Genomic DNA, 26,414 nt, shown 5'->3' with positions numbered 1-26,414 from the left:
CGGATCTGCTCCTCGCGGCTGGCGCCGGCTGGCGAACCCGCGCCGCCGTTGGCGTGCCAGGTGCACAGCGTGAACTGGGACGCCATCGCACAGTGCGAGTCGGGCGGTAACTGGGGGATCAGCACCGGTAACGGCTTCGCCGGCGGCCTTCAGTTCACGTCGAGCACCTGGCACGCCAACGGCGGCGCGGGATCGCCGTCCGGCGCCAGCCGCGAGGAGCAGATCCGGGTGGCCGAGAACGTCCTGCACTCGCAGGGCATCGGCGCGTGGCCGGTCTGCGGCCGGCGTGGCTGACGCCCCGTCGTAGGTAGTAGTAAAGGAATGCCGGGCCTCGCGCCCGGCATTCCTTGTTCTGGGGGTCTTCTGCAGGTCCGGTAGCGTCGCTCCGGTGACCGCAACGCCGCGCGAATTCGACATCGTCGTGTATGGGGCCACCGGCTTTGTGGGGAAGCTGACCGCCGACTACCTGGCCGGCGCCGGGGCAGGCGCGCGGATCGCGCTGGCCGGCAGGTCACCGGACCGATTGCGCGCCGTTCGCGACACACTACCCGGATCCGCGCGGGATTGGCCCGTCCTGACCGCCGACGCCGCGTCGCCGTCGACGCTGAGCGAGCTGGCGGCGCGCACCCAGGTCGTCATCACCACAGTCGGGCCCTACGCGCGCTACGGGCTGCCGCTGGTGGCCGCCTGCGCGGCGGCCGGCACCGATTACGCCGACCTGACCGGCGAGGCGATGTTCGTCCGCGACAGCATCGACCAGCACCACAAGCAGGCCGCCGACACCGGCGCTCGGATCGTGCACGCCTGCGGGTTCGACTCGATCCCCTCCGACTTGAGCGTGTACGCGCTGCATCAAGCGGTGCGGCGGGACGGCGCCGGCGAGCTCGGCGATACCCACTTCGTGGTGCGTTCGCTGCGGGGCGGGTTCTCCGGCGGCACCTACGCCACATTGGTCGAAGTTCTGCGCACCGCCTCGAGCGATCCCGACGCACGCCGCCAGCTCGCCGATCCCTACACGTTGAGCACCGACCGCGCCGCCGAACCCGAATTCGGCCGCCAGCCCGACTTGCCGTGGCGCCGCGGCGACCACCTGGCTCCGGAACTGTCCGGGATATGGACCGCGGGATTCCTGATGGCGCCCTACAACACCCGGATCGTGCGCCGCAGCAACGCCCTGCTGGACTGGGCGTACGGGCGGCGGTTCCGCTACGACGAGAGCATGAGCGTCGGATCGTCGGCCCTGGCGCCGGTGGCGTCGGCCGTCTTCGGTAGCGTCAGCAACGCGGTGTTCGAGTTGAGCAGCCGCTACTTCCGGCTGCTCCCGCGCCGCCTGGTGGAACGGGTCGTCCCCAAGCCGGGGACCGGCCCCAGCCCGGCGACCCGCGAGCGCGGTTACTACCGGACCGAGACCTACACCGCCACGACCAGCGGCGCCCGCTACGTGGCGCGCATGGAGCAGCGCGGCGACCCCGGCTACAAGGCGACGTCGGTGCTGCTGGGGGAGTGCGGCCTGGCGCTCGCGCTGGACCGCGACAAGCTCTCGGAGCTGCGCGGCGTGCTGACCCCCGCGACCGCGATGGGCGACGCACTCCTCGAACGCTTCCCGGGCGCCGGCGTGTCGTTGCGGGTCGACCGGCTGGCCCGGTGACCCTCGGTCATCCCTAGAATTGACCGGTGACCAGCCGCAGCCCCGCCGCCGACCTGCCCAAGTCGTGGGATCCGGCCGTGATGGAGGCTGCGATCTATCAGCAATGGCTGGATGCGGGCTACTTCACGGCGGACCCGGCCAGCACCAAACCCCCGTACTCGATCGTGTTGCCGCCGCCCAACGTGACCGGCAGCCTGCACATGGGCCACGCCCTGGAACACACCATGATGGACGCCCTGACCCGCCGCAAGCGCATGCAGGGTTATGAGGTGCTGTGGCAGCCGGGCATGGACCACGCCGGCATCGCGACCCAGAGCGTGGTGGAAAAGCAGCTTGCGGTCGACGGCAAGACCAAGGAGGACTTCGGCCGCGAGCTGTTCGTCGAAAAGGTGTGGGACTGGAAGCGTGAGTCCGGGGGCGCCATCGGCGGCCAGATGCGCCGGCTCGGCGACGGCGTGGACTGGAGCCGCGACCGGTTCACCATGGACGAGGGCCTGTCACGGGCGGTGCGGACCATCTTCAAGCGGCTCTACGACGCCGGGCTGATCTACCGGGCCGAGCGGCTGGTCAACTGGTCCACGGTTCTTCAGACGGCGCTCTCCGACATCGAGGTCAGCTACGAAGAGGTCGAGGGGGAGCTGGTCTCGTTCCGCTACGGGTCGCTGGCCGACGACGAGCCGCACATCGTGGTCGCCACCACCCGGGTCGAGACGATGCTCGGTGACACCGCCATCGCGGTGCATCCCGACGACGAACGCTACCGCCACCTGGTCGGCACCAGCTTGGCGCACCCATTCGTGGACCGGCAGCTCGTCATCGTCGCCGACGAGCATGTCGACCCCGAATTCGGCACCGGCGCAGTCAAAGTCACGCCCGCGCACGACCCGAACGACTTCGAAATCGGGCTGCGGCACCAGCTGCCGATGATCTCCGTCATGGACACCAAGGGCCGGATCGCCGGCACCGGAACGCAATTCGACGGCATGGACCGCTTCGAGGCCCGGGTCGCGGTGCGCGAGGCGCTCGCGGCGCAGGGCCGGGTCGTCGCGGAGAAGCGTCCCTACTTGCACAGCGTCGGACATTCGGAGCGCAGCGGCGAGCCGATCGAGCCGCGGCTGTCGCTGCAGTGGTGGGTCCGGGTGGAATCGCTGGCCAAGGCCGCGGGTGACGCGGTGCGCAACGGGGACACCGTGATTCACCCCGCCAGCATGGAGCCGCGCTGGTTCGCCTGGGTCGACGACATGCACGACTGGTGCATCTCGCGGCAGCTGTGGTGGGGCCACCGCATCCCGATCTGGTACGGGCCCGACGGCGAGCAGGTGTGCTTCGGCCCGGACGAGACGCCCCCGGAGGGCTGGGAGCAGGACCCCGACGTGCTGGATACCTGGTTCTCGTCGGCGCTGTGGCCGTTTTCCACGCTGGGCTGGCCGGAAGAAACTCCGGAGCTGAAAAAGTTCTATCCGACAAGCGTTTTGGTCACCGGCTACGACATTCTGTTCTTCTGGGTCGCGCGGATGATGATGTTCGGCACTTTTGTCGGCGGCGACGACGCCATCACGCTCGGCGGCCGGCGCGCGCCGCAGGTGCCCTTCACCGATGTCTTCCTGCACGGGCTGATCCGCGACGAATTCGGCCGCAAGATGAGCAAGTCCAAGGGCAACGTCATCGACCCGCTGGACTGGGTGGAGACGTTCGGGGCCGACGCGCTGCGATTCACACTGGCCCGCGGCGCCAGCCCCGGCAGTGACCTGGCCGTCAGCGAGGACGCCGTCCGGGCTTCCCGCAACTTCGGCACGAAGCTGTTCAACGCCACCCGCTACGCGCTGCTCAACGGGGCCCGGCTGGCGCCGGTACCGCCACCCGCCGAGCTGACCGACGCCGATCGCTGGATCCTGGGGCGGCTGGAAGAGGTTCGCGCCGAGGTGGATTCGGCCTTCGACGGCTACGAGTTCAGCCGGGCCTGCGAATCGCTGTACCACTTCGCGTGGGACGAATTCTGCGACTGGTATGTCGAATTGGCCAAGACGCAGCTCGCCGAAGGGCTCACCCACACCACCGCCGTGCTCGCCGCGGCGCTCGACACGCTGCTGCGTTTGCTGCACCCGGTCATCCCGTTTCTCACCGAGGCGTTGTGGCAGGCGCTCACCGACCAGGAGTCGCTGGTGATCGCCGACTGGCCGCAACAGTCGGGCTTCGCGCTGGATCCCGTTGCCGCGCAACGGATCAGCGACATGCAAAAGCTGGTCACCGAGGTCCGCCGGTTCCGCAGCGATCAGGGTCTGGCCGACCGGCAGAAGGTGCCGGCCCGGCTGGCCGGTGTCGAGGAGGCGGATCTCGGCGGCCAGGTGGCCGCGGTGACGTCGCTGGCGTGGCTCACCGCGCCGGGTGACGACTTCACGCCGTCGGTGTCGCTGGAGGTCCGGCTGGGTCCCAAGCTGAACAGCACTGTCGTCGTCGAACTCGACACGTCAGGCACCATCGACGTCGCCGCCGAGCGCCGGCGCCTGGAAAAGGATCTGGTCGCGGCGCAAAAGGAGCTGGCGTCGACGGCGGCCAAGCTGGCCAATGCGGACTTCCTGGCCAAGGCGCCGGAACAGGTCGTCGCCAAGATCCGCGACCGGCAGCGCGTGGCCCAGGAGGAGACGGACCGGATCACCGCGAGGCTGGCCGGGCTGCAATGACTTTCGACCCGCCCGAGTGGGCGCCCAGCGCCGGCCCCGAAGCCGGCGCAGTTCCGACACCCGACGAGATCGCGTCCCTGCTGCAGGTCGAGCACCTGCTCGATCAACGCTGGCCGGAGACGAAAATCGAGCCGAGCCTGGCCCGGATCAGCGCGCTGATGGACCTGCTGGGCTCGCCACAGCTGGGATATCCGTCGATCCACATCGCGGGCACCAACGGGAAGACCTCGGTGGCGCGGATGGTCGACGCGCTGGTGACCGCGCTGCAGCGGCGCACCGGCCGAACCACCAGCCCGCACCTGCAATCGGCGGTGGAACGCATCGCGATCGACGGAAAGGCGATCAGCCCTGCGCAATACGTGGCGACCTACCGGGAAATCGAGCCGTTCGTGCAGATGATCGACGCGCAGTCGCAGGCCGGCGTTTTCGGGGGGGCTGGCCCGGCGATGAGCAAGTTCGAGGTGCTCACCGCGATGGCGTTCGCCGCGTTCGCCGACGCGCCCGTCGACGTCGCGGTCGTCGAGGTCGGCATGGGCGGGCGGTGGGACGCCACCAACGTCATCAACGCGCCGGTGGCCGTGATCACCCCGATCGGCATCGACCACGTCGACTACCTCGGCGACGACCTCGCCGGAATCGCCGGCGAGAAGGCCGGCATCATCACCAAAGCACCCGACGGCGCGCCCGACACGGTCGCCGTCATCGCGCGCCAGGCGCCCGAGGCGATGGAGGTGCTGCTGGCCCAATCGGTGCGCGCCGACGCGGCGGTGGCCCGGGAGGATTCGGAGTTCGCGGTCCTGGGCCGCCAGGTAGCGATCGGTGGGCAGGTGCTGCAGCTACAGGGCCTCGGCGGGGTGTATTCCGACGTCTACCTGCCGCTGCACGGCGAACACCAGGCGCACAACGCGGTGGTGGCGCTGGCGGCGGTCGAGGCCTTTTTCGGCGCGGGCGCGCAGCGGCAGCTCGACGTTGAGGCGGTCCGGGCCGGTTTTGCGGCCGTCACGAGCCCCGGTCGGCTGGAGCGCATGCGCAGCGCGCCCACGGTGTTCCTCGACGCGGCACACAATCCGGCCGGCGCGGCCGCGCTGGCCCGCACGCTGGCCGACGAATTCGACTTCCGCTTCCTGGTCGGCGTGCTCAGCGTGCTGGCCGACAAGGACGTGGGCGGCATCCTCGCCGCACTGGAGCCGGCATTCGATTCCGTCGTCGTCACCCACAACGGCTCGCCGCGCGCCCTCGACGTCGAATCGCTGGCCCTGGCGGCGCGCGAGCGGTACGGACCCGATCGGGTGACGACCGCCGAAAATCTGCGTGACGCAATCGATGTCGCGACGGCTTTGGTCGACGAGGCCGGTGTGGACGAGGAAGCGGGGGCTTTGTCTGGCACGGGGATCGTCATCACCGGCTCGGTGGTCACCGCCGGTGCCGCCCGGACGCTGTTCGGTCGAGACCCCGAATGACCGACCAAAGCCCCGCCCCGCCGGCCGACCCCTGGAAGAGCTTCGGGGCCGTGATGGCCGCGACGCTGATCCTGGAGGCGATCGTTGTCCTGCTGGCCATACCTGTGGTCGGCGCGGTGGGCGGCGGCCTGACCGCCGCTTCGCTGACCTACCTGATCGGCCTGGCCGTGCTGCTGATCCTGCTCACCGGGCTGCAGCGCAGGCCCTGGGCGATCTGGGTGAACCTGGGTGTCCAGGTGATTCTTCTGGCCGGCTTCGCGGTCTACCTCGGGGTGGGCGTAATCGGGGTGCTGTTCACCGGTTTGTGGGCCCTGATCGCCTACTTCCGCGCCGAGGTGCGGCGCAGGCAGCAATAGGGCAGCGGTCGCGCTCGGCCGAGCGGCCGATCGGTTCTGTACGCTGTGCGCCGTGACCGAACGGACCCTGGTACTGATCAAGCCGGACGCCGTCCAGCGGCACCTGGTCGGCGAGATCATCGGCCGCATCGAGCGAAAAGGCCTGACCATCGCGGCCCTCGAGCTTCGGCACGTCGGCGAACAGCTGGCCAGCGAACATTACGCGGAACACGAGGGCAAACCGTTCTTCGCTTCGTTGCTGGAGTTCATCACGTCGGGTCCGGTGGTGGCGGCCATCGTGGAGGGACCGCGTGCGATCGCGGCGTTTCGGCAGCTCGCCGGTGGCACCGACCCGGTGGACAAGGCAGTGCCGGGCACGATCCGGGGCGATTTCGGCCTGGAAACCCAATTCAACCTGGTGCACGGGTCGGATTCGGTGGATTCGGCCAAGCGCGAGATCGCCCTCTGGTTCCCCGACGCTTAGCGTCGGGACCATCGCGACCGGGCCGGCGGGCGGGTTTGCTCGGCCGCCCGCATCGGGTGGGGGTGGGCACGCGGAGCGATGTGGGATACTGACAGCGGGTGAACGTCGCCGGACCGGCTTCAGACACCCGAATGAAGACTTAGACAAGCGCGCCATCGCGATTCCGCAATGTTCCGCCGCATGTCAGGCCGTCATTCAGTACGGCGCCGAGCGAGTTCTCCTGAGCCGCCCGGGGCGAGACCATCACAAGCCCGGGAAAATTGAACCGGGCCCATAGCGAAGCCCTCGCGTGGCCGCGTCGAACGACGCGCCCGGGGGCTAAAGGAGAATACGTGGTAGACGGCGCACCACCTCGAGACCCATCACAAGGGCCGGTCCAGCCCGAGGACCTGCCGGACCGCTTAAGGGTCCATCAGCTGGCCAGAGCGCTGGGCAGCACCAACAAAGAGGTGCTGGAGGCGCTCGTCGCGATCGACGGACGGGCCCGCAACGTGCAGTCCGGCGTGGACCGCGGCGACGCCCTGAAGGTGCGCGACCTTATCTTCGCCAAGCCCCTGCCCAACATCCCGGGGTTCAGCAGCGCACCGGTCGCCCAGCAGCCGTTGCTGCTGCGCAGCTCGACCGAGCCGGCGGAGTACATGCCGTTGTTCGTCGCGCCGCAGCCGGTGAAGACTGGCGAGGGCGACGACGGCGACTCGGATTATTCGGGGGCGGACTCCGATGACTCCGACATCGACGACGACGAGCTGACCGACCGCCCGGCCAACCGGCGCCGGCGCCGTGGTCGGCGGGGGCGTGGCCGCGGGCGCGGCGAACAGGGCGGACCCGACGGCCAGGACACGGGTGACGACGACGACGAGGACACCGACTCGGACGACGCCGACGATTCCGACGCGGGTGACGACGAGAACGGTTCGTCGGAGGCCGCCACCCGCCGCCGCCGGCGGCGCCGGCGACGCAAGTCCGGGGCGGGTGACGACGGCGACGACGGTCCGGCGCCCGACGACCCGCCCAACACCGTGGTGCACGAGCGGCCGCCCCGCAGCGGGAAGTCCGGTGACGACGGGTCGAACGGCTCCGCCAGCAGCGAGATCAAGGGCATCGACGGCTCCACCCGGCTGGAGGCCAAGCGGCAGCGCCGACGCGACGGGCGCGACGCCGGGCGGCGCCGCCCACCGGTGCTGACCGAGGCCGAGTTCCTGGCGCGCCGCGAGGCCGTCGAACGGATGATGGTGGTGCGCGATCGGGTCCGCACCGAGCCGCCCCACCCGGGCGCGCGGTACACCCAGATCGCGGTGCTCGAGGACGGCATCGTCGTCGAGCATTTCGTGACGTCGGCGGGCTCCGCCTCCCTGGTCGGCAACATCTACCTGGGGATCGTGCAGAACGTGTTGCCGTCGATGGAGGCGGCCTTCGTCGACATCGGCCGCGGCCGCAACGGCGTGCTCTACGCCGGCGAGGTCAATTGGGAAGCGGCGGGGCTCGGTGGCTCCGACCGGAAGATCGAACAGGCGCTCAAGCCCGGCGATTATGTGGTGGTCCAGGTCAGCAAGGATCCCGTCGGGCACAAGGGCGCACGGCTGACCACGCAGGTGTCACTGGCGGGTCGCTACCTGGTTTATGTGCCGGGCGCGTCGTCGACCGGCATCAGCCGCAAACTGCCCGACACCGAACGCCAGCGGCTCAAGGAGATCCTGCGCGAGGTGGTGCCGTCCGACGCCGGGGTGATCATCCGCACCGCATCCGAGGGCGTCAAAGAGGACGACATCCGCAAGGACGTCACCCGCCTGCAGGAGCGCTGGCAACAGATCCAAACCAAGGCGACCGAGACCAAGGAGAAGGCCGCGGGCGCCGCGGTGGCGCTCTACGAAGAGCCGGACGTGCTGGTAAAGGTCATCCGCGACTTGTTCAACGAGGACTTCGCCGGGCTCATCGTGTCCGGCGACGATGCGTGGAACACCATCAACGAGTACGTGAACTCCGTTGCGCCCGAACTCCTTTCAAAGCTCACCAAGTACGGCGCCGCCCAATCTTCTGAGGGAGTGGCGGCCCCTGATGTGTTCGCCGTTCACCGCATCGACGAGCAGCTCGCCAAGGCGATGGAGCGGAAGGTGTGGCTGCCGTCGGGCGGCACGCTGGTGATCGACCGGACCGAGGCGATGACGGTGGTCGACGTCAACACCGGCAAGTTCACCGGCTCCGGCGGCAACCTCGAGCAGACCGTCACCAAGAACAATCTGGAGGCGGCGGAGGAGATCGTGCGGCAGCTGCGGCTGCGCGATATCGGCGGCATCGTGGTCATCGACTTCATCGACATGGTGCTGGAATCCAACCGCGACCTGGTGCTGCGCCGGCTGACCGAGGCGCTGGCCCGCGACCGCACCCGCCATCAGGTGTCGGAGGTGACCTCGTTGGGCTTGGTGCAGCTGACCCGCAAGCGGTTGGGGACCGGGCTGGTCGAGGCGTTCTCGACGTCGTGTCCCAACTGTGGCGGCCGCGGCATCCTGCTGCACGCCGATCCCGTCGATTCGGCCCCGTCGAATGGGCGCAAGTCCGAGTCCGGGGGTCGCCGGGGCAGGCGGTCGAAGAAGGGCCGGGCCGAGGAGCCCGCCGACCAGCCCGCGGTGGTCAAGGTGCCCGCGCACGCTCCCGGTGAGCACCCGATGTTCAAGGCGATGGCCGCTGGCGCGACCGGGCCGTCCGGAGCGGCCGATGAGGACGACCAAGATTCCGAGGAGACCGGTGATGAAGTCGCCGCCGCGGCCGAGACGGGGACCGAAGGGCAGCCGGCCGCCCTGGAGGACACCGACCAGGACGACTTCGAGGACACCGACGAGGACTCTGACGACGAGGACTCGGAAGACGAGGACTCGGAAGACGACGACCTCGACGACGAGGACCTCGACGAAGAAGACCTCGACGACGACGAGGAGGATCTCGACCTCGACGATGACGAGCTGGACGACGGGGATTCCGACGACGAGAACGGTGACGACGACGCGAACTCCGCGGTGGGCGTCGACGGCGGGGCGCCGTTTGGCCGCCCACGGCGGGGGCGCGCGTCGGGCCGGCCGGCCGGGCCGCCGATCCACGCGGACTGACCTGCTGCGCGGCGCGCGCGGGGGCGGCCGGTTTGACCCTGTAGCCGCTGGTCAAGTACCCTTGGACAGTTGTCGCCAGGCCGATAAGTGTGCGGCCGGCGACGGGCGGGGCCGCCGGGCTCGGGTTGTTGCCGGGCGCGGACCCGCATCCCAGACCCACCACGAACACGCCGGTGGCACGTGCGCGAAGCGCCGGGCAAGCGGCTGAGCAGAGTTAAGGCAGGAGCAACGATGGCGACCTACGCAATCGTCAAGACGGGCGGCAAGCAGTACAAGGTCGCCGTCGGAGACGTGGTCAAGGTCGAGAAGCTCGACTCCGAGCCCGGCTCGAACGTGTCGCTACCGGTCACCCTGGTCGTCGACGGCGCCAAGGTGACGACCGACGCCAGCGCGCTGGCCAAGGTCGCGGTGACCGGCGAGGTGCTCGAGCACACCAAGGGCCCCAAGATCCGCATCCACAAGTTCAAGAACAAGACCGGCTACCACAAGCGCCAGGGACACCGTCAGCAGCTGACGGTCCTGAAGGTCACCGGGATCAAGTAGGGAAGGCGACAAACATGGCACACAAGAAGGGCGCATCCAGCTCGCGCAACGGCCGCGATTCGGCCGCACAGCGGCTGGGTGTCAAGCGATTCGGTGGCCAGGTTGTCAAGGCCGGCGAAATCCTCATCCGCCAGCGGGGCACCAAATTCCACCCCGGCGCGGGCGTCGGTCGCGGCGGCGACGACACCTTGTTCGCCAAGGAGGCCGGGGCCGTCGAGTTCGGGGTCAAGCGCGGACGCAAGACCGTCAGCATCGTCGCGGCCGGGCAGGCCGACTAAGCGTCGCGAGCGTGCACCCACTGCGATAATTCGAGGCAAATCTCGCAGTAGCTGCACGCTCGGCGAGCGAGATGGGTGAGAGGACCCTCGATGCCCCGGTTTGTCGATCGCGTCATCATCCACGCGCGGGCGGGCTCGGGCGGCAACGGCTGCGCGTCGGTCCATCGCGAGAAATTCAAGCCGCTGGGCGGCCCCGACGGGGGCAACGGTGGCCGCGGCGGCAGCGTCGTCCTGGTCGTCGACCCGCAGGTGCACACCCTGCTGGACTTCCATTTCCATCCGCACATCACCGCGCCGTCAGGCAAACAGGGGATGGGCAACAACCGCGACGGCGCCGCCGGCGCGGACCTGGAAGTCAAAGTCCCCGACGGCACCGTCGTCCTCGACGAAAACGGCCGAATGCTAGCCGACCTGGTGGGCGCCGGCACCCGCTTCGAAGCCGCCGCCGGCGGCCGCGGTGGCCTGGGCAACGCCGCGCTGGCATCGCGGGCCCGCAAGGCGCCGGGCTTCGCGCTGCTCGGCGAGGCGGGCCAGTCCCGCGACCTGGCACTCGAGCTCAAGACCGTCGCCGATGCCGGCCTGATCGGATTTCCCTCCGCCGGGAAATCGTCGCTGGTGTCCGCGATTTCGGCCGCCAAGCCGAAGATCGCCGACTACCCGTTCACCACGCTGGTGCCCAACCTCGGTGTCGTGTCGGCCGGTGAGCACACCTTCACCGTCGCCGACGTGCCCGGCCTGATCCCGGGCGCATCGCAGGGCCGCGGCCTGGGCCTGGATTTCCTGCGCCACATCGAGCGGTGCGCCGTGCTGGTGCACGTCGTGGACTGCGCCACCTCGGAACCGGGCCGCGACCCGATCTCCGACATCGACGCGCTGGAAGCCGAACTGGCCGCGTACACCCCGACGCTGCAGGGCGACGCAGCGCTGGAGGACCTCGCCGAGCGGCCGCGCGCGGTGGTGCTGAACAAGATCGACGTGCCCGAGGCACGCGAGCTCGCCGAATTCCTCCACGACGAGATCGCCGAGCGCGGCTGGCCGGTGTTCTCCGTGTCGGCGGTGACACGGGAAGGGTTGCAGCCGTTGATCTTTGGCCTCTGGCGAATGATCTCCGACTACAACGCCGCGCGGCCACAGATCGTGCCGCGCCGGCCGGTGATTCGTCCGGTGCCCGTCGACGACAGCGGCTTCACCGTCGAGCCGGACGGAGAGGGCGGCTTCGTCGTCACCGGCGCGCGGCCCGAACGCTGGGTCGGCCAGACCAATTTCGACAACGACGAGGCCGTGGGCTACCTGGCCGACCGCCTCGCGCGTTTGGGCGTGGAAGAGGAACTGCTGCGGCTGGGCGCGCAACCCGGGTGCGCCGTGACCATCGGGGACATGACATTCGACTGGGAGCCGCAAACGCCTGCCGGACGGCAGGTTGCGCTGTCCGACCCGTTGTCTGGACGAGGCACCGACGCGCGGCTGGAACGCAGCGATCGCGTCGGCGCCGCCGAGCGCAAGGCCGCCCGGCGTCAGCGCCGGCGATCCGGTGACGAACACGGTGGAGCCCCGTGAGCCAGCATCGCGAAGCCATCCGAGCGGCGCGCAGCCTGGTGGTCAAGGTCGGGACCAACGCGCTGACCACGCCGTCCGGGGTGTTCGACGCCGGCCGGCTGGCCGGGCTGGCCGACGCGATCGAGGCGCGCATGAAGGCGGGCACCGACGTCGTGATCGTCTCGTCGGGCGCCATTGCCGCCGGTATCGAGCCACTCGGGTTGTCCCGTCGCCCAAAGGATTTGGCGACCAAGCAGGCCGCGGCCAGCGTGGGGCAGGTGGCGCTGGTGAACTCGTGGAGCGCGGCATTCGCCCGCTACGGCCGCACGGTAGGGCAGGTACTGCTGACCGCGCACGACATCTCGGTGCGGGCCTCGCACACCAACGCCCAGCGCACCCTGGACCGGTTGCGCGCGCTGCACGCGGTGGCGATCGTCAACGAAAACGACACGGTGGCCACCAACGAGATCCGGTTCGGCGACAACGATCGGCTTTCGGCGCTGGTCGCCCACCTGGTGGGCGCGGAGGCCTTGGTGTTGCTCTCCGACATCGACGGGCTCTACGATTCCGATCCTCGAAAGTTCAACGGCGCCAGCTTCATTCCCGAGGTGTCGAGTTCGGCCGACCTGCACGGTGTGGTCGCCGGCCCGGGCAGCGACCTGGGCACCGGCGGAATGGCGTCGAAGATGTCTTCGGCTCTGCTGGCCGCCGACGCCGGGGTCCCCGTCTTGCTGGCCGCCGCGGCCGACGCCTCGACCGCCCTGACCGACGCCTCGTCCGGGACCGTCTTCGCCGCGCGGCCGGTCCGGATGTCGGCCCGTCGGTTCTGGGTGCGATATGCCGCCGAGGCGGCCGGGTCGCTTACTCTCGACGCGGGCGCGGTGCGCGCGGTGGTGTGCCAGCGCCGCTCGTTGCTGGCCGCGGGGATCACCACGGTCTCGGGCCGGTTCTACGCGGGAGATGTCGTCGAATTGCGCGGACCGGATGCCGCGCTGGTGGCCCGCGGTGTGGTCGCCTACGACGCGGCCGAGCTGGCCGGCATGATGGGCCGGTCGACCTCCGAGCTGCCCGGTGAGTTGCGGCGCCCGGCGGTGCACGCCGACGACCTGGTCGCTGTCTAATTCTGTGTGACGCGTCGGCCTGCCGACGTTGGCGCGAGATACAGTGTGTTCCAAATGATTTCGGCCAGCGTCGCGGCCAGCTCCGCGTCGTAGGACTCTGGCGCCGTCGGCAGGTTCTGCTGGCACGCGCGCTCCACCATCCAGGTCAGCGCGCTGGCCGTGGTGGCCGCGGGTAGTTCGGTGCGGATGGATCCGTCGGCCTGACCGATCTCGATGACTCGGGTTAGCCTCCCGGTGATCGCGGTCAGGAGGTTGCGGTAGGTCGCTCCCACCAAGGGGTCATACGCGGCCATCTCATTGAGCGCGACGAGCACCGATTGATGGCGCCGGTAGCTGGCGACCGTGCCCGCCGTCGCCGCGTGGACATCCGCGGGATCATGGCGCGACGCCACGCTCCACCAGCGGTCCGCGCTGTGGGCGAGATCGGCGAATACCTGCCCGGCCAGGCGGCGCAGCAAGTGGCCCTTCTCCTCGAAGTAGATGTAGAAGCTGGCCCGCGATATGCCGGCCTCGCTCGACAGCCGGTCGACGCTGAGTTCGGTAAAGCTCGTCCCGTCGCGCATCAGCCGCTCGGTCGCGTCTAGCAGGCGGCGCTCGATCTGCTCGCGCCGTTGCTGGCGCGTCTGCTCGCGCTTAGCTTGCGGCTTCCGGGTGACAGACGGCATTTGCCCAGCATAACCAAGTGTTCAACAGGTTGACTAGACATGATGTCTAGGCATATCGTCGATTGAGTCTGAGGGGGCCGTAAGTGCGGGAGGGGCAACGATGACAGGGACGACCGGGTTGGTTCGCAGACGCGATTACGACGCGATCGATCTGTCCTCACGGGCGTTCTGGGCCGCCACGGCGGCGGAGCGCGAACGTTCCTTCGCGGTGCTGCGGGCCGTGCGGCCGGTGAGCTGGCATCCGCCCGTGGAAGACGCCTTGATGCCCGATCCCGACGACCCCGGCTACTGGGCGGTGACCCGGCGCGAAGACATCGTCACGGTGAGCCGCAATTGCGACGTGTTCCTGTCCGGCAAGGGAGTGATGTTCGAGAACATCCCGGTCGAGTTGCTCGAAGCGTCCCAGTCGTTCCTGGCGATGGACGCGCCGCGGCACACCAAGCTCCGCAAGCTCGCCCACGCCGCGCTCTCCCCGAGGCAGGTCCGGCGCATCGAAGAATCGATCAGGGCGAACGCGAAAACCATCGTCGAAGAGCTCCGGGCCGCCGGCAGCGGGGCGGACTTCGTCGACCACTGCGCCAAGGAACTGCCCATCCGCACGCTGTCGGACATGGTGGGCATCCCGTCATCGGAACGCGAGCGCCTGGCGCACGCCACGGATGCCATGGTGTCGTGGGCCGACCCCGCCTACCTCGACGGCCGCCACCCGATGGAAGTGCTCCTCGAGAACCAGGCATACGTGCATCAGCTGGCCGGTGCGCTTGCCGCCGAGCGCCGGGAGCATCCCGGTGACGACCTGATCAGCAGCCTGGTGCATGCCGAGGTCGACGGCGACAGGCTGACTGACGCGGAGGTGGCCGCGTTCTTCGTGCTGCTCTCCGTGGCGGGCAACGACACGACCCGCCAGACCACCGGCCACGCCATGAAGGCGCTCACCGACTTCGAAGATCAGCGGGCCTGGCTGCTCGAGGATTTCGACAACCGAATCGGCACGGCGGTCGAGGAGTTCATTCGCTGGGCTTCACCCGTGATGACGTTCCGCCGCACAGCCGCAACCGAATTCGAGCTCGGCGGCCAGACCATCCGCGCGGGGGAGAAGGTCGTCATGTTCTATTCGTCCGGAAACTGGGACACCGAAGCGTTCGACCACCCGGAGCGCCTGGACCTGAGCCGCAACCCCAACCCGCACGTCGGCTTCGGCGGCGGGGGAGTGCACTTTTGCCTCGGCGCCCACGTGGCCCGGGCGCAGTTGCGGGCCATCTTCGGGGAGTTGCTGCGCCAGCTGCCCGACATCCAGGTCGGCGACCCGACCTACGTGGCGGGCAACTTCATTCACGCCATCGGCAGCATGCCCTGCACGTTCTGACCACCTCTGGCCGATAGTCGGCGTCCACACACCGAGATCGACGAGAGCGCGAAGAAGTGCGAGTGGGCTATGCGCCCGCGTCGATCTCGACGCCCTTCTATGCCCCCGGCAGCACCAGTGCCCCCAATTCGGTGGCCAGCAGCGCCAGCAGCTCCGAGCACCCGCCGTCGACCTTGACGGTGGCCAGGTCGTCGCCGCGGGTACGGCCGCGGTTGACGATGGCGATCGGGATGCCCCGCGCGGCGGCATGGCGGACGAACCGGTAGCCGGAGAATACGGTCAGCGACGAGCCCGCCACCAGCAGCGCCTCGGCCTCGTCGACAAGCGAATACGCCTTCGCCACAACGTCTTTGGGCACGCTTTCGCCGAAGTAGACGATGTCCGGCTTGAGCATGCCGCCGCAGCGCGGGCAGTCCAGGTAGCGGAACGACGCGGTATCTGCGACGACCGCGTCGGCGTCGGGTGTCACCGCCAGCCCGCCAACGGCCTCGGCGCGCTCGGTGTATCCCGGGTTGAGTGCCTCAAGCCGATCGGCGAGAGCGACGCGGCTCATGCCGTGGCCACAAGTCAGGCAGATCACCCGCGCGTAGGTGCCGTGCAGATTGACGACGTTTCGGCTGCCGGCCTTGGTGTGCAGCAGGTCGACGTTCTGGGTGATCACACCGGTCACCACCCCGGCGTCCTCCAGCGCGGCCAGCGCCCGGTGCCCGGCGTTAGGGGCGGTGTCGTCCATGTGCTGCCACCCGACGTGATTGCGCGCCCAATACCGTTGCCGGAACCGCGGATCCGAGGTGAACTGGCGGATGGTCATCGGATTGCTCGGCGGCGAATCGGGGCCCCGATAGTCGGGGATGCCGGAATCGGTGGAAACCCCCGCGCCGGTCAGTGCCACGACCCGGCGACCGGCCAGCAGCGCCACCAGCTCTGGCGATTCGGCGCGGCGGGTGGTCACCATTCGAGGGTACTGGCGCGGCCTGCTCTCGCGAGCGGGCGTGTTTGTGCACCGACACGCCGACAAAGCCGGCATTCTGCGCACGCTCGTGCTCGGCCGTCAGCCCAGGCAGTCCGCCGCAGTGGTGAGCTCGGCGGACATGTTCTGCTCCATCATCTTCAGCGCCGCCTTGCCCAGGTCGGCGTCGATGTGGGCGACCGCGTCCGTCGGGATGACGACGGGCAGGTGGCGCACGTAGGCGTCGAGCGCGGTGTAGAGGATGCACTGCTCGGTGACCTGGCCGGTCAGGATCAGCCGCTTGGTCTCCAGCCGGCCGAGCAGGTAGGCCAGCGCCGTTGCATAGAACGCGCTGTGGCGGACCTTGGTCATCAGGCGGCTAGCGCCTGCCGGTGTGATGGGCTTGATCAGGTCCGGGCGCGCGCCATCGAGGGCGGCGCGCACGATGTCGGAGAACTCGGCGCTGAAATCGCCGTAGTTGTCGTTGACGTACACAAGGTCGACGTCTTCGGCGTCCCGGGCGCGCCGGACCAGATCGGCGAGCGGGTCGATGATTTTCTCGACATTGGGTATCAGATCTTCAGCGTCGTCATGCTGATAGGTGTTCATCATGTCGATGACGACGACGGCGGTATCGCTCATGCTGGTGGGGATACCCGGCAGCCATGAGTTCACAACGGTCAGGCGACAATGGAAGGGCAATGGACTTTTACAACGCCTACGAGCAGGGTTTTGTCCGCGTCGCTGCGTGCACGCAGCACACCACCATCGGTGATCCGGCGGCCAACGCCGAGTCGGTCCTGCGGCTGGCGCGGGATTGCCACGACGACGCCGTCGCGGTGGCCGTCTTCCCCGAGCTGACGCTGTCCGGGTATTCCATCGAGGACATCCTGCTGCAGGACCTGTTGCTCGACGACGTCGAGCAAGCCATTGGTGACGTCGTCGAGTCCTCGACCGACCTGCTGCCGGTTCTGGTCGTCGGCGCCCCGCTGCGGCAAGGGAACCGCATCTATAACGCGGCGGTCGTGATCCACCGCGGAGCGGTGCTGGGGGTGGCGCCGAAGTCGTACCTGCCCACCTATCGCGAGTTCTACGAGCGCCGCCAGATCGCGCCCGGAGACGACGAGCGTGGCATCATCCGCATCGGCGACATCGAGGCCCCGTTCGGCCCCGACCTGCTCTTCGCCGCGTCCGACCTGCCGGGCTTCGTGCTGCACGTCGAAATCTGCGAGGACATGTTCGTGCCGATCCCGCCGAGCGCGGAGGCGGCGCTGGCCGGTGCGACGGTGCTGGCGAACCTGTCCGGCAGCCCGATCACGATCGGTCGCGCCGAAGATCGCTGCCTGCTGGCCCGCTCGGCGTCGGCGCGGTGTCTGGCCGCCTACATCTACGCCGCCGCCGGGGAGGGCGAATCGACGACCGACCTGGCCTGGGACGGTCAGACCATGGTGTGGGAGAACGGCGTGCTGCTCGCCTCCTCGGAGCGCTTCCCCAAGGGGGAGCGGCGCAGCGTGGCCGACGTCGACACGGAGTTGCTTCGCGCCGAACGGCTGCGGATGGGCACCTTCGACGACAACCGACGCCATCACCGGACGTCGGCGGAGTCGTTCCGGCGCATCGAGTTCCGGCTTGACCCGCCGTCCGGTGACATCGGGCTGCGCCGCGACATCGAGCGCTTCCCGTTCGTGCCGGCCGATGCGCAACGGCTGGAACAGGACTGCTACGAGGCCTACAACATCCAGGTCTCCGGGCTCGAGCAGCGGATGCGCGCGCTGGACTATCCGAAGCTCGTCATCGGGATTTCCGGCGGCCTGGACTCGACTCACGCGCTGATCGTGGCGGCACGAGCGATGGATCGCGAAGAACGGCCGCGCAGCGACATTCTGGCGTTCACGCTGCCGGGGTTTGCGACGGGTGACCGCACCAAGCGCAATGCGATCGAGCTTTGCCGCGCGCTCGGTGTCACCTTCGCCGAGATCGACATCACCGACACGGCGAAACTGATGCTCAAGGAGATCGACCACCCGTTTTCCCGCGGCGAGAAGGTCTACGACGTCACTTTCGAGAACGTCCAGGCCGGCCTGCGCACCGATTATCTTTTCCGGCTGGCCAACCAGCGTGGCGGGATCGTGCTGGGCACCGGCGACCTGTCCGAGCTGGGGCTGGGCTGGTCCACGTACGGGGTGGGCGACCAGATGTCGCACTACAACGTCAACGGCGGCGTGCCCAAGACCCTGATCCAGCACCTGATCCGCTGGGTCATCTCGTCTGGGCAATTCGAATCGGAGGTGACCGACGTCTTGCAGTCGGTGCTCGACACCGAGATCACCCCGGAGCTCGTTCCCAGCGGCGAGGAGGAAGAGCTGCAGAGCAGCGAGGCCAAGGTCGGACCGTTTGCCCTGCAAGACTTTTCGTTGTTCCATGTGCTGCGCTTCGGGTTCCGGCCCTCCAAGATCGCGTTTTTGGCATGGCACGCATGGAGCGACCCCGAGCAGGGAAACTGGCCGCCCGGATTCCCCGAGGACAAGCGACCGTCTTACTCGCTCAAGGAGATTCGGCACTGGCTCGGGGTGTTCGTGGAGCGGTTCTACTCGTTCAGCCAGTTCAAGCGGTCCGCCTTGCCCAACGGCCCCAAGGTGTCGCACGGCGGCGCGCTGTCGCCGCGCGGCGATTGGCGCGCCCCGTCGGACATGTCCGCGCGCATCTGGCTCGACGAGATCGAACGCTGCGTGCCCGAGGACTAGCGCGAGCGTGGTCGGCTAACGGATCCGACCGACGCCCGGGATGAAGCGGCCCACACTGGCGGCGTAGGCGCGGTAGGCCTCGCCGTGGGTTCGCAACAGGTACGGCTCTTCGACGCGACGGACCTGGACCTCGATGGTGGCGACGAGCAGCAGAAGGCCGGCGCCGGCAAGAACGTTCGGCGTGACCATCGCGATCCCGATGCCGAATGTGAGCATGGCGGTGTAGATGGGATTGCGGATCCGGCCGAAGACCCCGGTGTGCACCAGCGTGGTGGTCTCGCGCTGGTCCACCCCGATGCGCCAGGAATCGCCCATCTCGAGTTGCGCGTAGACCGTCGCCGCGATGCCGGCCGTCGCGACCACGATGCCGACGGCCTGGACCCAGACCGCGCTGAGCGTGTGGACGGGGTGGATGACCTTGGCCTCCTGCAGGATCGGGCCGCTGACCGCCACGAGCAGCGCGACGACGAAACCGAGCCCGGCGAGGCGTTCGGTCAGGCCGCCGGCGCTGACCCCCCGAAAGCCGGTCGAGCCGGTGCGCCGATACTGCAGCCAGCTACGCCAACCGAAGCCGAGCACCCCGAATATCGAGAAGAGCACCAGGGCGATGTCGGCGGCGGCTGTAGCGAGCATCAGCAGAGCTCCTTTCGTGCGGTCGGTGCAGACCGTGCTATTTCATCAGCTTCGTATCGCCGCGTCGATTACCGGTGCCTCGGGTGCGCAATCACCGGCGCCGGGGACGAGCGTCGACAGCGCGCCCGCGACGCAGGCCCGCTGCACCGCCGCCAGCCGTTCCCCCAACGAACCTGACTTGCGCGGCCAAGTCGCGGCCAGCACTCCCGCGAACACGTCGCCGGCGCCGGTGGTGTCCACCGCTTTGACCGCCGGTGCGGCCACCGTGAACTCGCCGTCGGCGCCGACGTAGCGGGCGCCGCGAGCGCCCAGGGTGACCACCAAGTGGGTTGGTCGCCAGGCCCATTCGCCGGCTTCGGCTTCGTTGGCGATCACCACGTCCGCGGCGTCCGCCAGTTCGGCCAAGGAGCTTCGTTCCCGACCGGCCGGTGAGGCGTTGACGATGACGACCGCCGCGGCCGAACGGGCTACGTGTGCGGCCGCCACCGCCGCCGGCACCGGAATCTCCAACTGCGTCAACAGCACCTCGCAGCCGGCGACGACGTCGCGCGCGGCGCCGGCGGCCAGCGTCAGCCGCCCGTTGGCCCCCGGCGCCACCACGATGATGTTCTCGCCGCGAGCATCGACCACGATGACCGCGCTGCCGCTCGGCCCGGACAGTGCAACCGTCCCGTCCAACCCAACCCCGTTGGCCCGCAGGTGAGCAAGCAGCCGCTCGCCGGCGGGATCGTCGCCGACCGCACCGACGAACTGCACCCGCGCGCCCGCCCGCGCCGCCGCGACGGCCTGATTGCCGCCCTTGCCGCCGGGTGCGGAGGTCAGCGCCGACGCCAGCACCGTCTCGCCCGGGCGCGGAAGGGAGTCGACGTCGAACGTCGAGTCCATGTTCACGCTGCCTACCACACAAACTCGTGTCGCCATGGCGCCGACGTTAGTCGTGCAGCGGGCAAGCCTGCCCCGAACTTTTCGAAACCCGGCGCATTATTCGCGCTAATCGCTTTATGACAAATGCGTTTTATCGTGATCTTCTCGCGTTAGTCTGCTGCGTGATCGTTCCGTCTATCGAAAGGAACGCGGTTGACGGCGGCCGAAACAACCGACCGGGTAACGGACGCGGAGGCCGAACCGGCTCCGCGGACCCGGGGGCGCGCGCACCGGCCTCTGATATGGCACCGTTTCCGATTCGGTATCCAGTCCAAGATCCTGATGGCGATGCTGCTGTCAGGCATCCTCGGCGTGGGCGTGATCGGCCTCATCGGGGCGGTTTCCGGCCGCAACGCGTTGCGGCAAGTCGAGTCCGAGCGGTTGATCGAGTTGCGGGAGTCGCAGAGGCGCCAGCTCCAGTCCATGTTCCGGGAGGTGACGAACTCCCTCATCGTCTACAGCGGCGGATTTAGCGTCGTCGAGGCGACGACGGCGCTCACCGCCGGCTTCAACCAGTTGGCCAACGCGACGATCAACCCGGCCCAACAGCAGGCGCTCGTCAACTACTACGACAACCAGATGATCAAGCCGATCAAACGGACGACCGGTGACGACATCGATACCAACGCCGTATTGCCGAGTTCGAACGCGCAGAAATACCTTCAGGCCTATTACACCGCGCCACCCAGGTCGACAACCGACTCGATGCCCGTGCTGGACGCCAGCGACGGCAGCGCATGGTCGGCGGCCAACGCACGCTTCGATTTCTATATGCGCGATATCGTCAGCCGATTCGACTATCGGGACGCGCTGCTGCTGGACACGCAGGGCAACGTGGTTTACAGCGTCATGAAAGGGCCCGACCTCGGAACCAACATCCTCACCGGCCCCTATCGCGAATCGAATTTGAAAGACGCGTACCAGAAAGCGCTGCGCTCCAACGACGTTGAGTTCGTGTGGATCACCGACTTTCAGCCGTATCAGCCGCAGCTCGACGCGCCCACGGCGTGGGTGGTATCGCCGGTCGGCATGAACGGCAAGATCGAAGGCCTCATGGCCTTGCCGGTGCCGATCGCAAAGATCAACCGGATCATGACCGCCAACAAACATTGGATCGAGGCCGGCATGGGCGCCTCGACCGAAACATATCTGGCGGGTCTGGACGACCTGATGCGTTCTGACTCACGGCTTTTCCTGGAAGACCCGAAAGAATACCGCCGCGAGGCCATCGAGGCCGGCACCCCGCCCGACGTGGTGGACAAAGCGATCCGGTTGGGTGGCACGACGCTTGTTCAGCCGGTTCCCACCGCGGGTCTGCGCGCCGCCCAGCGCGGCGAGACCGGGGTCATGAGCGCCACCGACTACACCGGCCATCGGGAACTGGAAGCCTACGCCCCGTTGAACATTGCCAACTCCGACCTGCACTGGTCGATCCTGGCGACGCGCGACGACTCCGACGCTTTTGCGCGGCTGGGCAGGTTCAGCAAGACGCTTGTCATCGCGGTCACCGCCCTGGTTTTCGTCATCTGCGTGGCCTCGATGCTGATCGCGCAGGCGGCGATGCGCCCGGTCCGGCGCCTCGAGGAGGGCACGCGGAAGATCAGCTCCGGCGAGTACGACATCAACATTCCGGTCATGACGCGCGACGAAATCGGCGATCTCACGGCCGCTTTCAACGAAATGAGCAGAAATCTCGCGATCAAGGAAGAGCTGCTCAACGAGCAGCGCAGCGAAAACAATCGCTTACTGCTGGCGTTGATGCCCGAGTCGATCGTCCAACGCTATCGCGAGGGCGCGGGGACCATCTCGCAAAAACACCAGGACGTCGCCATCATCTATGCCGACATCGTCGGACTCGACGAGATCTCCAACGAACTGCCGGGCGACGAACTGGTCGGGATCGTCGACGAACTGTTCCGCCAGTTCGATTCGGCGGCCGAAACCCTTGGCGTCGAACGGATTCGCACTTTCCACAACGGCTATCTCGCCAGCTGCGGGGTGATCACCCCGCGGCTGGACTGCACTCACCGCAGCGTCGAGTTCGCCGTCGAAATGCGCCGCATCATCGAACGGTTCAACAGCGAGACCGGTCACCAGCTGGGTCTTCGGGTCGGCATCAACACCGGCAACGTGATCAGCGGACTGGTGGGCCGATCCAGCCTGGTCTACGACATGTGGGGCGCCGCCGTCAGCATCGCCTACCAAATGCACAGTGGCGCACCGCAGCCCGGCGTCTACGTCAGCTCCCAGGTGTACGAGGCGATGCGGGACGTGCGGCATTTCACGCCCGCCGGCACCATTTCGGTGGGCGGGACCGACCAGGCCATCTACCGGTTGTCGGAGCGATGATGAACGCCTGGCACTCATCCTGGTTCTACTGGGCAATCGGTATCGCGGTTGGGTTCCCGGTCGGGCTGATCCTTCTCACCGAGGTACACCACGCGCTCACCCGCAGGAACAGCCGCATAGCCAGGCAGGTGGGCCTGCTGCGCAACTACCTGCTGCCGCTTGGGGCGCTGCTGCTGCTGCTGGTAAAGGCCTCGGAGATCCCGGCCGGGGAGGTCCCGGTGCGGCTGCTCACCACGGTGTTCGGGTTCCTGGTGCTGGTGCTGTTGCTGTCGGGGCTCAACGCCGCGGTGTTTGAGGCCGCGCCGGAAGACAGCTGGCGCAAGCGTCTGCCGGCCATCTTTCTCGACGTCGCCCGCTTCACGCTGATCGGCGTCGGACTCGCGGTGATCCTGTCCTACATCTGGGGCGTCCGCGTCGGCGGCCTGTTCACCGCGCTAGGCGTCACGTCGGTCGTGATCGGCCTGATGCTGCAGAACTCCGTCGGGCAGATCGTGTCCGGCCTGTTCATGCTGTTCGAGCAGCCGTTCCAGATCAACGACTGGATCGATACGCCCAACGGGCGCGGACGCGTCGTCGAAGTGAACTGGCGGGCGGTGCACATCGACACCGGCAGCGGGACTCGCATCACGCCGAACTCGGTGCTGGCCACGACGTCGTTCGTCAATCTCAGTCGCCCCGCCGGTACGCACAAACTGGCCTTGACGACCACCTTTTCGGCCGCCGACCCGCCCGACCGGGTCTGCGCGATGCTGTCGCGGGTCGCCTGCGAGCTGCCGCAACTCAAGCCCGACAGCGCGCCCCGCTCGGTACCCGTCGGGGGCGGCGAATACCGCACCAGCATCGGGCTGAGCTCGCCCGCCGACGACGGCGCCGCGCGATCGACGTTTTTGCGCTGGATCTGGTACGCCGCGCGGCGAGAAGAGCTGCACCTCGACGGCAGCGACGACGACTACTCGACGCCCGAGCGCGTGGAGAAAGCGGTGCGCATGGCTGTGGCGCCGGCGTTGCGGCTCAACGCCGACGAGCAGCGGTCGCTGTACTCCTGCGCCAGGCTCGTCCGCTACGGCGCCGACGAAACCGTGGAGTACGCCGGTCAAGTGCCTTCGGCGATGACGTTTTTGGTCGTCGGGCGCGTGCAGCTTTCCGCGACGGCCGACGACGGGTCGATCGTGCCGATCAGCACGCTGGTCGAGGGATCGTTCCTGGGTCTTACGGCGCTGACCCGGCAACCGAATCTGGCCAGCGCGCACGCGCTCGAGGAAGTAACCGCGTTGGAGATCGATCGCGAACACCTCGAGCATCTGGTGATGCGAGAACCGTTGCTGTTGCAGAACTTTGGCCACATTCTCGAAGAGCGTCGAAGAAAAGTGCGCGACGCCCGGCGTGGCGAGCGGGTGGCGTGAGGCCCCCGGACCGTGGCGATCGCTAGCGCGGCTCAGCGGGTGCTGGGGGCACCCCCGCGGAGCTGGGCGACGGGGCGCCACCATCGGCCTTAGGCGTTCGGAGTGGGCCAACCTGACTCGCCCAGCTCAGGACCGATACCCTGGTTCAATGAGTGTGCAAGCTCCATCGCGTCCTGACCTGCGCCGGGAGGTCCACAACGCCGCACGCCGCGCCCGGGTCGCCGCCCGCGCGCTGGCATTGCTGCCGACCGTCGCCAAGGACGCGGCGCTGCAGTCCGCCGCGGAGGCGATAGGCGCCCACACCGAGCTGATCCTGGCGGCCAACGCCGAAGACCTCGACGCCGCGCGGGCGGCCGGCACACCGGCCGCGATGCTGGACCGGTTGGCGCTGGACGTCGAGCGCGTCGACGGGATCGCCGCCGGCCTGCGGCAGGTCGCCGGGCTGCCGGACCCGGTGGGCGAGGTGCTGCGCGGCTACACCCTGCCCAACGGGCTGCACCTGCGGCAGCAGCGGGTTCCGCTCGGCGTGGTCGGCATGATCTACGAGGGCCGGCCCAACGTCACCGTGGACGCCTTCGGGCTGGCGCTCAAGTCCGGCAACGCCGTGCTGCTGCGCGGAAGCTCGTCGGCGGCGAAGTCGAACCAGGCGCTCGTCGACGTGTTGCGCGCCTCGCTGGTCAGTGAGGACCTGCCCGCCGACGCGGTGCAGCTGCTGTCGGCCGGCGATCGGTCCACGGTCACGCACCTGATCCAGGCCCGCGGCCTGGTCGACGTCGTGATCCCGCGCGGGGGAGCCAGCCTCATCGACGCGGTGGTGCGCGACGCGCAGGTGCCCACCATCGAGACCGGCGTCGGCAACTGTCACGTCTACGTGCACGAAGGCGCCGACCTGGCCGTCGCCGAACGGATCCTGCTGAACTCCAAGACCCGTCGGCCCAGCGTCTGTAACGCCGCCGAGACGCTGCTGGTCGACACTGCCATCGCAGGCGAGGCCATGCCCAGGCTGGTGGGCGCCCTGCAAGACGCCGGCGTGACGGTGCACCTGGACCCCGATGAAACCCACCTGCGCCGCGAATACCTGTCCATGGACATCGCGGTGGCGGTCGTCGACGGCATCGACGCCGCGATCGCCCACATCAATGAATACGGCACCGGACACACCGAGGCCATCGTGACCACGAATATGGCTGCGGCCCAACGTTTTAGTGACGGCGTGGACGCGGCCGCGGTGATGATCAACGCATCGACGGCGTTTACCGACGGTGAGCAGTTCGGTTTCGGTGCCGAGATCGGCATCTCGACGCAGAAGCTGCATGCGCGCGGCCCGATGGGGTTGCCGGAACTGACCTCGACCAAGTGGATCGCGTGGGGCGACGGGCAGATCCGTCCGGCCTGACCGCCCGAGAATGCTTTAGGAGAACCGACATTGTGAGCGTGCCCGCCCGGCCGACGCCGCTGTTCGCCGACATCGACGACGTCTCGCGGAAGCTGGCCGAGACCGGCTACCTGCCGGACACCGCCACCGCGACGGCGGTGTTTTTGGCCGACCGCCTCGGCAAGCCGCTGCTGGTGGAGGGCCCCGCCGGCGTCGGCAAGACCGAGCTGGCCCGCGCCGTCGCCCAGGCCACCGGCTCCGGGCTTGTCCGCCTGCAGTGCTACGAGGGCGTCGACGAGGCCCGCGCCCTGTACGAGTGGAACCACGCCAAGCAGATACTTCGTATTCAGGCCGGCTCCGGCGACTGGGACCAGACCAAGGACGACGTGTTCAGCGAGGAATTCCTGCTGCAGCGTCCGCTGCTGACCGCCATCCGGCGCACCGAGCCGACGGTGCTGCTCATCGACGAGACCGACAAGGCCGACATCGAGATCGAAGGCCTGCTGCTAGAGGTGCTGTCGGATTTCGCGGTGACCGTCCCCGAACTGGGCACGCTCACCGCCGAGCGGGCGCCGTTCGTGGTGCTCACCTCCAACGCCACCCGCGAACTGTCCGAGGCGCTCAAGCGTCGCTGCCTGTTCCTGCACATCGACTTCCCCAGCCCGGACCTGGAACGGCGCATCCTGCTGTCCCGGGTCCCCGAGCTGCCCGCGCACCTGGCCGAGGAGTTGGTGCGCATCATCGGGGTGCTGCGCGGGATGCAACTCAAGAAGGTGCCGTCCATCGCCGAGACGATCGACTGGGGCCGCACGGTGCTGG

22 protein-coding genes are annotated in these 26,414 nt (G+C 68.4%); 17 read left to right on the top strand and 5 right to left on the bottom strand.

Features of this window, described 5'->3' with window-relative positions; all coding sequences use genetic code 11:
* Positions 1 to 18 precede the first annotated feature (18 nt).
* From A5764_RS21400 to proB, 11 genes are all read left to right on the top strand, one after another.
* Complete coding sequence (locus A5764_RS21400; RefSeq protein WP_067116832.1) at positions 19 to 294, top strand: transglycosylase family protein; 276 nt, start codon at positions 19 to 21, stop codon at positions 292 to 294.
* 94 nt (positions 295 to 388) lie between these two features.
* Positions 389 to 1,648 (top strand): trans-acting enoyl reductase family protein, encoded by a 1,260-nt coding sequence (locus tag A5764_RS21395; protein WP_067116824.1) that lies wholly within the window; start codon positions 389 to 391, stop codon positions 1,646 to 1,648.
* Between the two features lie 26 nt (positions 1,649 to 1,674).
* The gene (locus A5764_RS21390; RefSeq protein WP_082951832.1) at positions 1,675 to 4,329 is read left to right on the top strand and encodes a valine--tRNA ligase; all 2,655 of its coding nucleotides are present in this window, start codon (positions 1,675 to 1,677) and stop codon (positions 4,327 to 4,329) included.
* On the top strand, positions 4,326 to 5,789 hold the full coding sequence (locus A5764_RS21385) for a folylpolyglutamate synthase/dihydrofolate synthase family protein (protein ID WP_067116821.1): 1,464 nt from the start codon (positions 4,326 to 4,328) through the stop codon (positions 5,787 to 5,789). The genes A5764_RS21390 and A5764_RS21385 overlap by 4 nt, the downstream gene beginning before the upstream one ends.
* Positions 5,786 to 6,145 (top strand): DUF4233 domain-containing protein, encoded by a 360-nt coding sequence (locus A5764_RS21380; protein ID WP_067116818.1) that lies wholly within the window; start codon positions 5,786 to 5,788, stop codon positions 6,143 to 6,145. The genes A5764_RS21385 and A5764_RS21380 overlap by 4 nt, the downstream gene beginning before the upstream one ends.
* Before the next feature lie 52 nt (positions 6,146 to 6,197).
* A complete protein-coding gene (gene ndk / locus A5764_RS21375; RefSeq protein ID WP_067116815.1) occupies positions 6,198 to 6,608 on the top strand; it encodes a nucleoside-diphosphate kinase in 411 nt (136 codons plus the stop codon).
* A 332-nt stretch (positions 6,609 to 6,940) separates the two neighbouring features.
* Positions 6,941 to 9,709 carry an Rne/Rng family ribonuclease gene (locus A5764_RS21370; protein ID WP_067116812.1) on the top strand — a complete coding sequence of 923 codons (2,769 nt, stop codon included), beginning with the start codon at positions 6,941 to 6,943 and terminating at the stop codon, positions 9,707 to 9,709.
* 231 nt (positions 9,710 to 9,940) lie between these two features.
* Entirely contained in the window at positions 9,941 to 10,252 is a 312-nt protein-coding gene (rplU, locus tag A5764_RS21365; RefSeq protein WP_067116809.1) for a 50S ribosomal protein L21, read from the top strand.
* A gap of 14 nt (positions 10,253 to 10,266) precedes the next feature.
* On the top strand, positions 10,267 to 10,530 hold the full coding sequence (rpmA, locus tag A5764_RS21360) for a 50S ribosomal protein L27 (protein WP_067116806.1): 264 nt from the start codon (positions 10,267 to 10,269) through the stop codon (positions 10,528 to 10,530).
* Between the two features lie 90 nt (positions 10,531 to 10,620).
* Entirely contained in the window at positions 10,621 to 12,087 is a 1,467-nt protein-coding gene (gene obgE / locus A5764_RS21355; RefSeq protein ID WP_067116803.1) for a GTPase ObgE, read from the top strand.
* Positions 12,084 to 13,187, top strand: a complete 1,104-nt coding sequence (gene proB, locus A5764_RS21350) for a glutamate 5-kinase (protein ID WP_067116800.1) — start codon at positions 12,084 to 12,086, stop codon at positions 13,185 to 13,187. The genes obgE and proB overlap by 4 nt, the downstream gene beginning before the upstream one ends.
* Here the strand turns inward: proB and A5764_RS21345 are convergent.
* Positions 13,184 to 13,852: a TetR/AcrR family transcriptional regulator gene (locus A5764_RS21345; protein WP_067116797.1), complete on the bottom strand. Its 669-nt coding sequence runs from the start codon at positions 13,850 to 13,852 to the stop codon at positions 13,184 to 13,186. The two genes, proB and A5764_RS21345, sit on opposite strands and share 4 nt — an antisense overlap.
* A 100-nt stretch (positions 13,853 to 13,952) precedes the next feature.
* On the opposite strand from A5764_RS21345, the gene A5764_RS21340 reads away from it, so the two are divergent.
* A complete protein-coding gene (locus A5764_RS21340; RefSeq protein ID WP_067116794.1) occupies positions 13,953 to 15,218 on the top strand; it encodes a cytochrome P450 in 1,266 nt (421 codons plus the stop codon).
* A 97-nt stretch (positions 15,219 to 15,315) separates the two neighbouring features.
* Here the strand turns inward: A5764_RS21340 and A5764_RS21335 are convergent, their stop codons facing one another.
* Together A5764_RS21335 and A5764_RS21330 are read right to left on the bottom strand one after the other, a co-directional pair.
* Positions 15,316 to 16,170: an NAD-dependent deacetylase gene (locus A5764_RS21335; protein WP_067116826.1), complete on the bottom strand. Its 855-nt coding sequence runs from the start codon at positions 16,168 to 16,170 to the stop codon at positions 15,316 to 15,318.
* 99 nt (positions 16,171 to 16,269) lie between these two features.
* A complete protein-coding gene (locus A5764_RS21330; RefSeq protein WP_067116791.1) occupies positions 16,270 to 16,809 on the bottom strand; it encodes a cysteine hydrolase family protein in 540 nt (179 codons plus the stop codon).
* A 59-nt stretch (positions 16,810 to 16,868) separates the two neighbouring features.
* On the opposite strand from A5764_RS21330, the gene A5764_RS21325 reads away from it, so the two are divergent.
* Entirely contained in the window at positions 16,869 to 18,911 is a 2,043-nt protein-coding gene (locus A5764_RS21325; protein WP_067116788.1) for an NAD(+) synthase, read from the top strand.
* A 15-nt stretch (positions 18,912 to 18,926) separates the two neighbouring features.
* On the opposite strand, the gene A5764_RS21320 is transcribed toward A5764_RS21325, so the two are convergent.
* Entirely contained in the window at positions 18,927 to 19,544 is a 618-nt protein-coding gene (locus tag A5764_RS21320) for an isoprenylcysteine carboxylmethyltransferase family protein (RefSeq protein ID WP_067116785.1), read from the bottom strand.
* Between the two features lie 45 nt (positions 19,545 to 19,589).
* A complete protein-coding gene (locus A5764_RS21315; RefSeq protein WP_067116782.1) occupies positions 19,590 to 20,465 on the bottom strand; it encodes a ribokinase in 876 nt (291 codons plus the stop codon).
* A gap of 156 nt (positions 20,466 to 20,621) precedes the next feature.
* Here A5764_RS21315 and A5764_RS21310 point away from each other — a divergent pair, with 156 nt between their 5' ends.
* From A5764_RS21310 to A5764_RS21295, 4 genes are all read left to right on the top strand, one after another.
* Entirely contained in the window at positions 20,622 to 22,817 is a 2,196-nt protein-coding gene (locus A5764_RS21310; protein ID WP_067116779.1) for an adenylate/guanylate cyclase domain-containing protein, read from the top strand.
* On the top strand, positions 22,817 to 24,220 hold the full coding sequence (locus tag A5764_RS21305; protein WP_067116776.1) for a mechanosensitive ion channel family protein: 1,404 nt from the start codon (positions 22,817 to 22,819) through the stop codon (positions 24,218 to 24,220). Before A5764_RS21310 ends, A5764_RS21305 begins: the two co-directional genes overlap by 1 nt.
* A 148-nt stretch (positions 24,221 to 24,368) precedes the next feature.
* On the top strand, positions 24,369 to 25,616 hold the full coding sequence (locus A5764_RS21300; protein ID WP_067116773.1) for a glutamate-5-semialdehyde dehydrogenase: 1,248 nt from the start codon (positions 24,369 to 24,371) through the stop codon (positions 25,614 to 25,616).
* 32 nt (positions 25,617 to 25,648) lie between these two features.
* On the top strand, positions 25,649 to 26,414 hold a 766-nt coding region (locus A5764_RS21295; protein ID WP_067116770.1), incomplete at its 3' end, for a MoxR family ATPase.

The sequence above is a fragment of the Mycobacterium sp. 852002-51057_SCH5723018 genome, from assembly GCF_001667035.1.
GTDB lineage: Bacteria > Actinomycetota > Actinomycetes > Mycobacteriales > Mycobacteriaceae > Mycobacterium.
Note: the sequence above shows the minus strand (reverse complement) of the source record. Positions and strands in the feature narration are given on the sequence as shown.

Coding starts and splice junctions, on each gene's coding strand:
- A5764_RS21385 (WP_067116821.1), top strand. CDS start 4,326: ATGACTTTCGACCCGCCCGAGTGGGCGCCCAGCGCCGGCCCCGAAGCC.
- A5764_RS21380 (WP_067116818.1), top strand. CDS start 5,786: ATGACCGACCAAAGCCCCGCCCCGCCGGCCGACCCCTGGAAGAGCTTC.
- rplU (WP_067116809.1), top strand. CDS start 9,941: ATGGCGACCTACGCAATCGTCAAGACGGGCGGCAAGCAGTACAAGGTC.
- rpmA (WP_067116806.1), top strand. CDS start 10,267: ATGGCACACAAGAAGGGCGCATCCAGCTCGCGCAACGGCCGCGATTCG.
- obgE (WP_067116803.1), top strand. CDS start 10,621: ATGCCCCGGTTTGTCGATCGCGTCATCATCCACGCGCGGGCGGGCTCG.
- A5764_RS21345 (WP_067116797.1), bottom strand. CDS start 13,852: ATGCCGTCTGTCACCCGGAAGCCGCAAGCTAAGCGCGAGCAGACGCGC.
- A5764_RS21340 (WP_067116794.1), top strand. CDS start 13,953: ATGACAGGGACGACCGGGTTGGTTCGCAGACGCGATTACGACGCGATC.
- A5764_RS21330 (WP_067116791.1), bottom strand. CDS start 16,809: ATGAGCGATACCGCCGTCGTCGTCATCGACATGATGAACACCTATCAG.
- A5764_RS21325 (WP_067116788.1), top strand. CDS start 16,869: ATGGACTTTTACAACGCCTACGAGCAGGGTTTTGTCCGCGTCGCTGCG.
- A5764_RS21320 (WP_067116785.1), bottom strand. CDS start 19,544: ATGCTCGCTACAGCCGCCGCCGACATCGCCCTGGTGCTCTTCTCGATA.
- A5764_RS21315 (WP_067116782.1), bottom strand. CDS start 20,465: ATGGCGACACGAGTTTGTGTGGTAGGCAGCGTGAACATGGACTCGACG.
- A5764_RS21305 (WP_067116776.1), top strand. CDS start 22,817: ATGAACGCCTGGCACTCATCCTGGTTCTACTGGGCAATCGGTATCGCG.
- A5764_RS21300 (WP_067116773.1), top strand. CDS start 24,369: ATGAGTGTGCAAGCTCCATCGCGTCCTGACCTGCGCCGGGAGGTCCAC.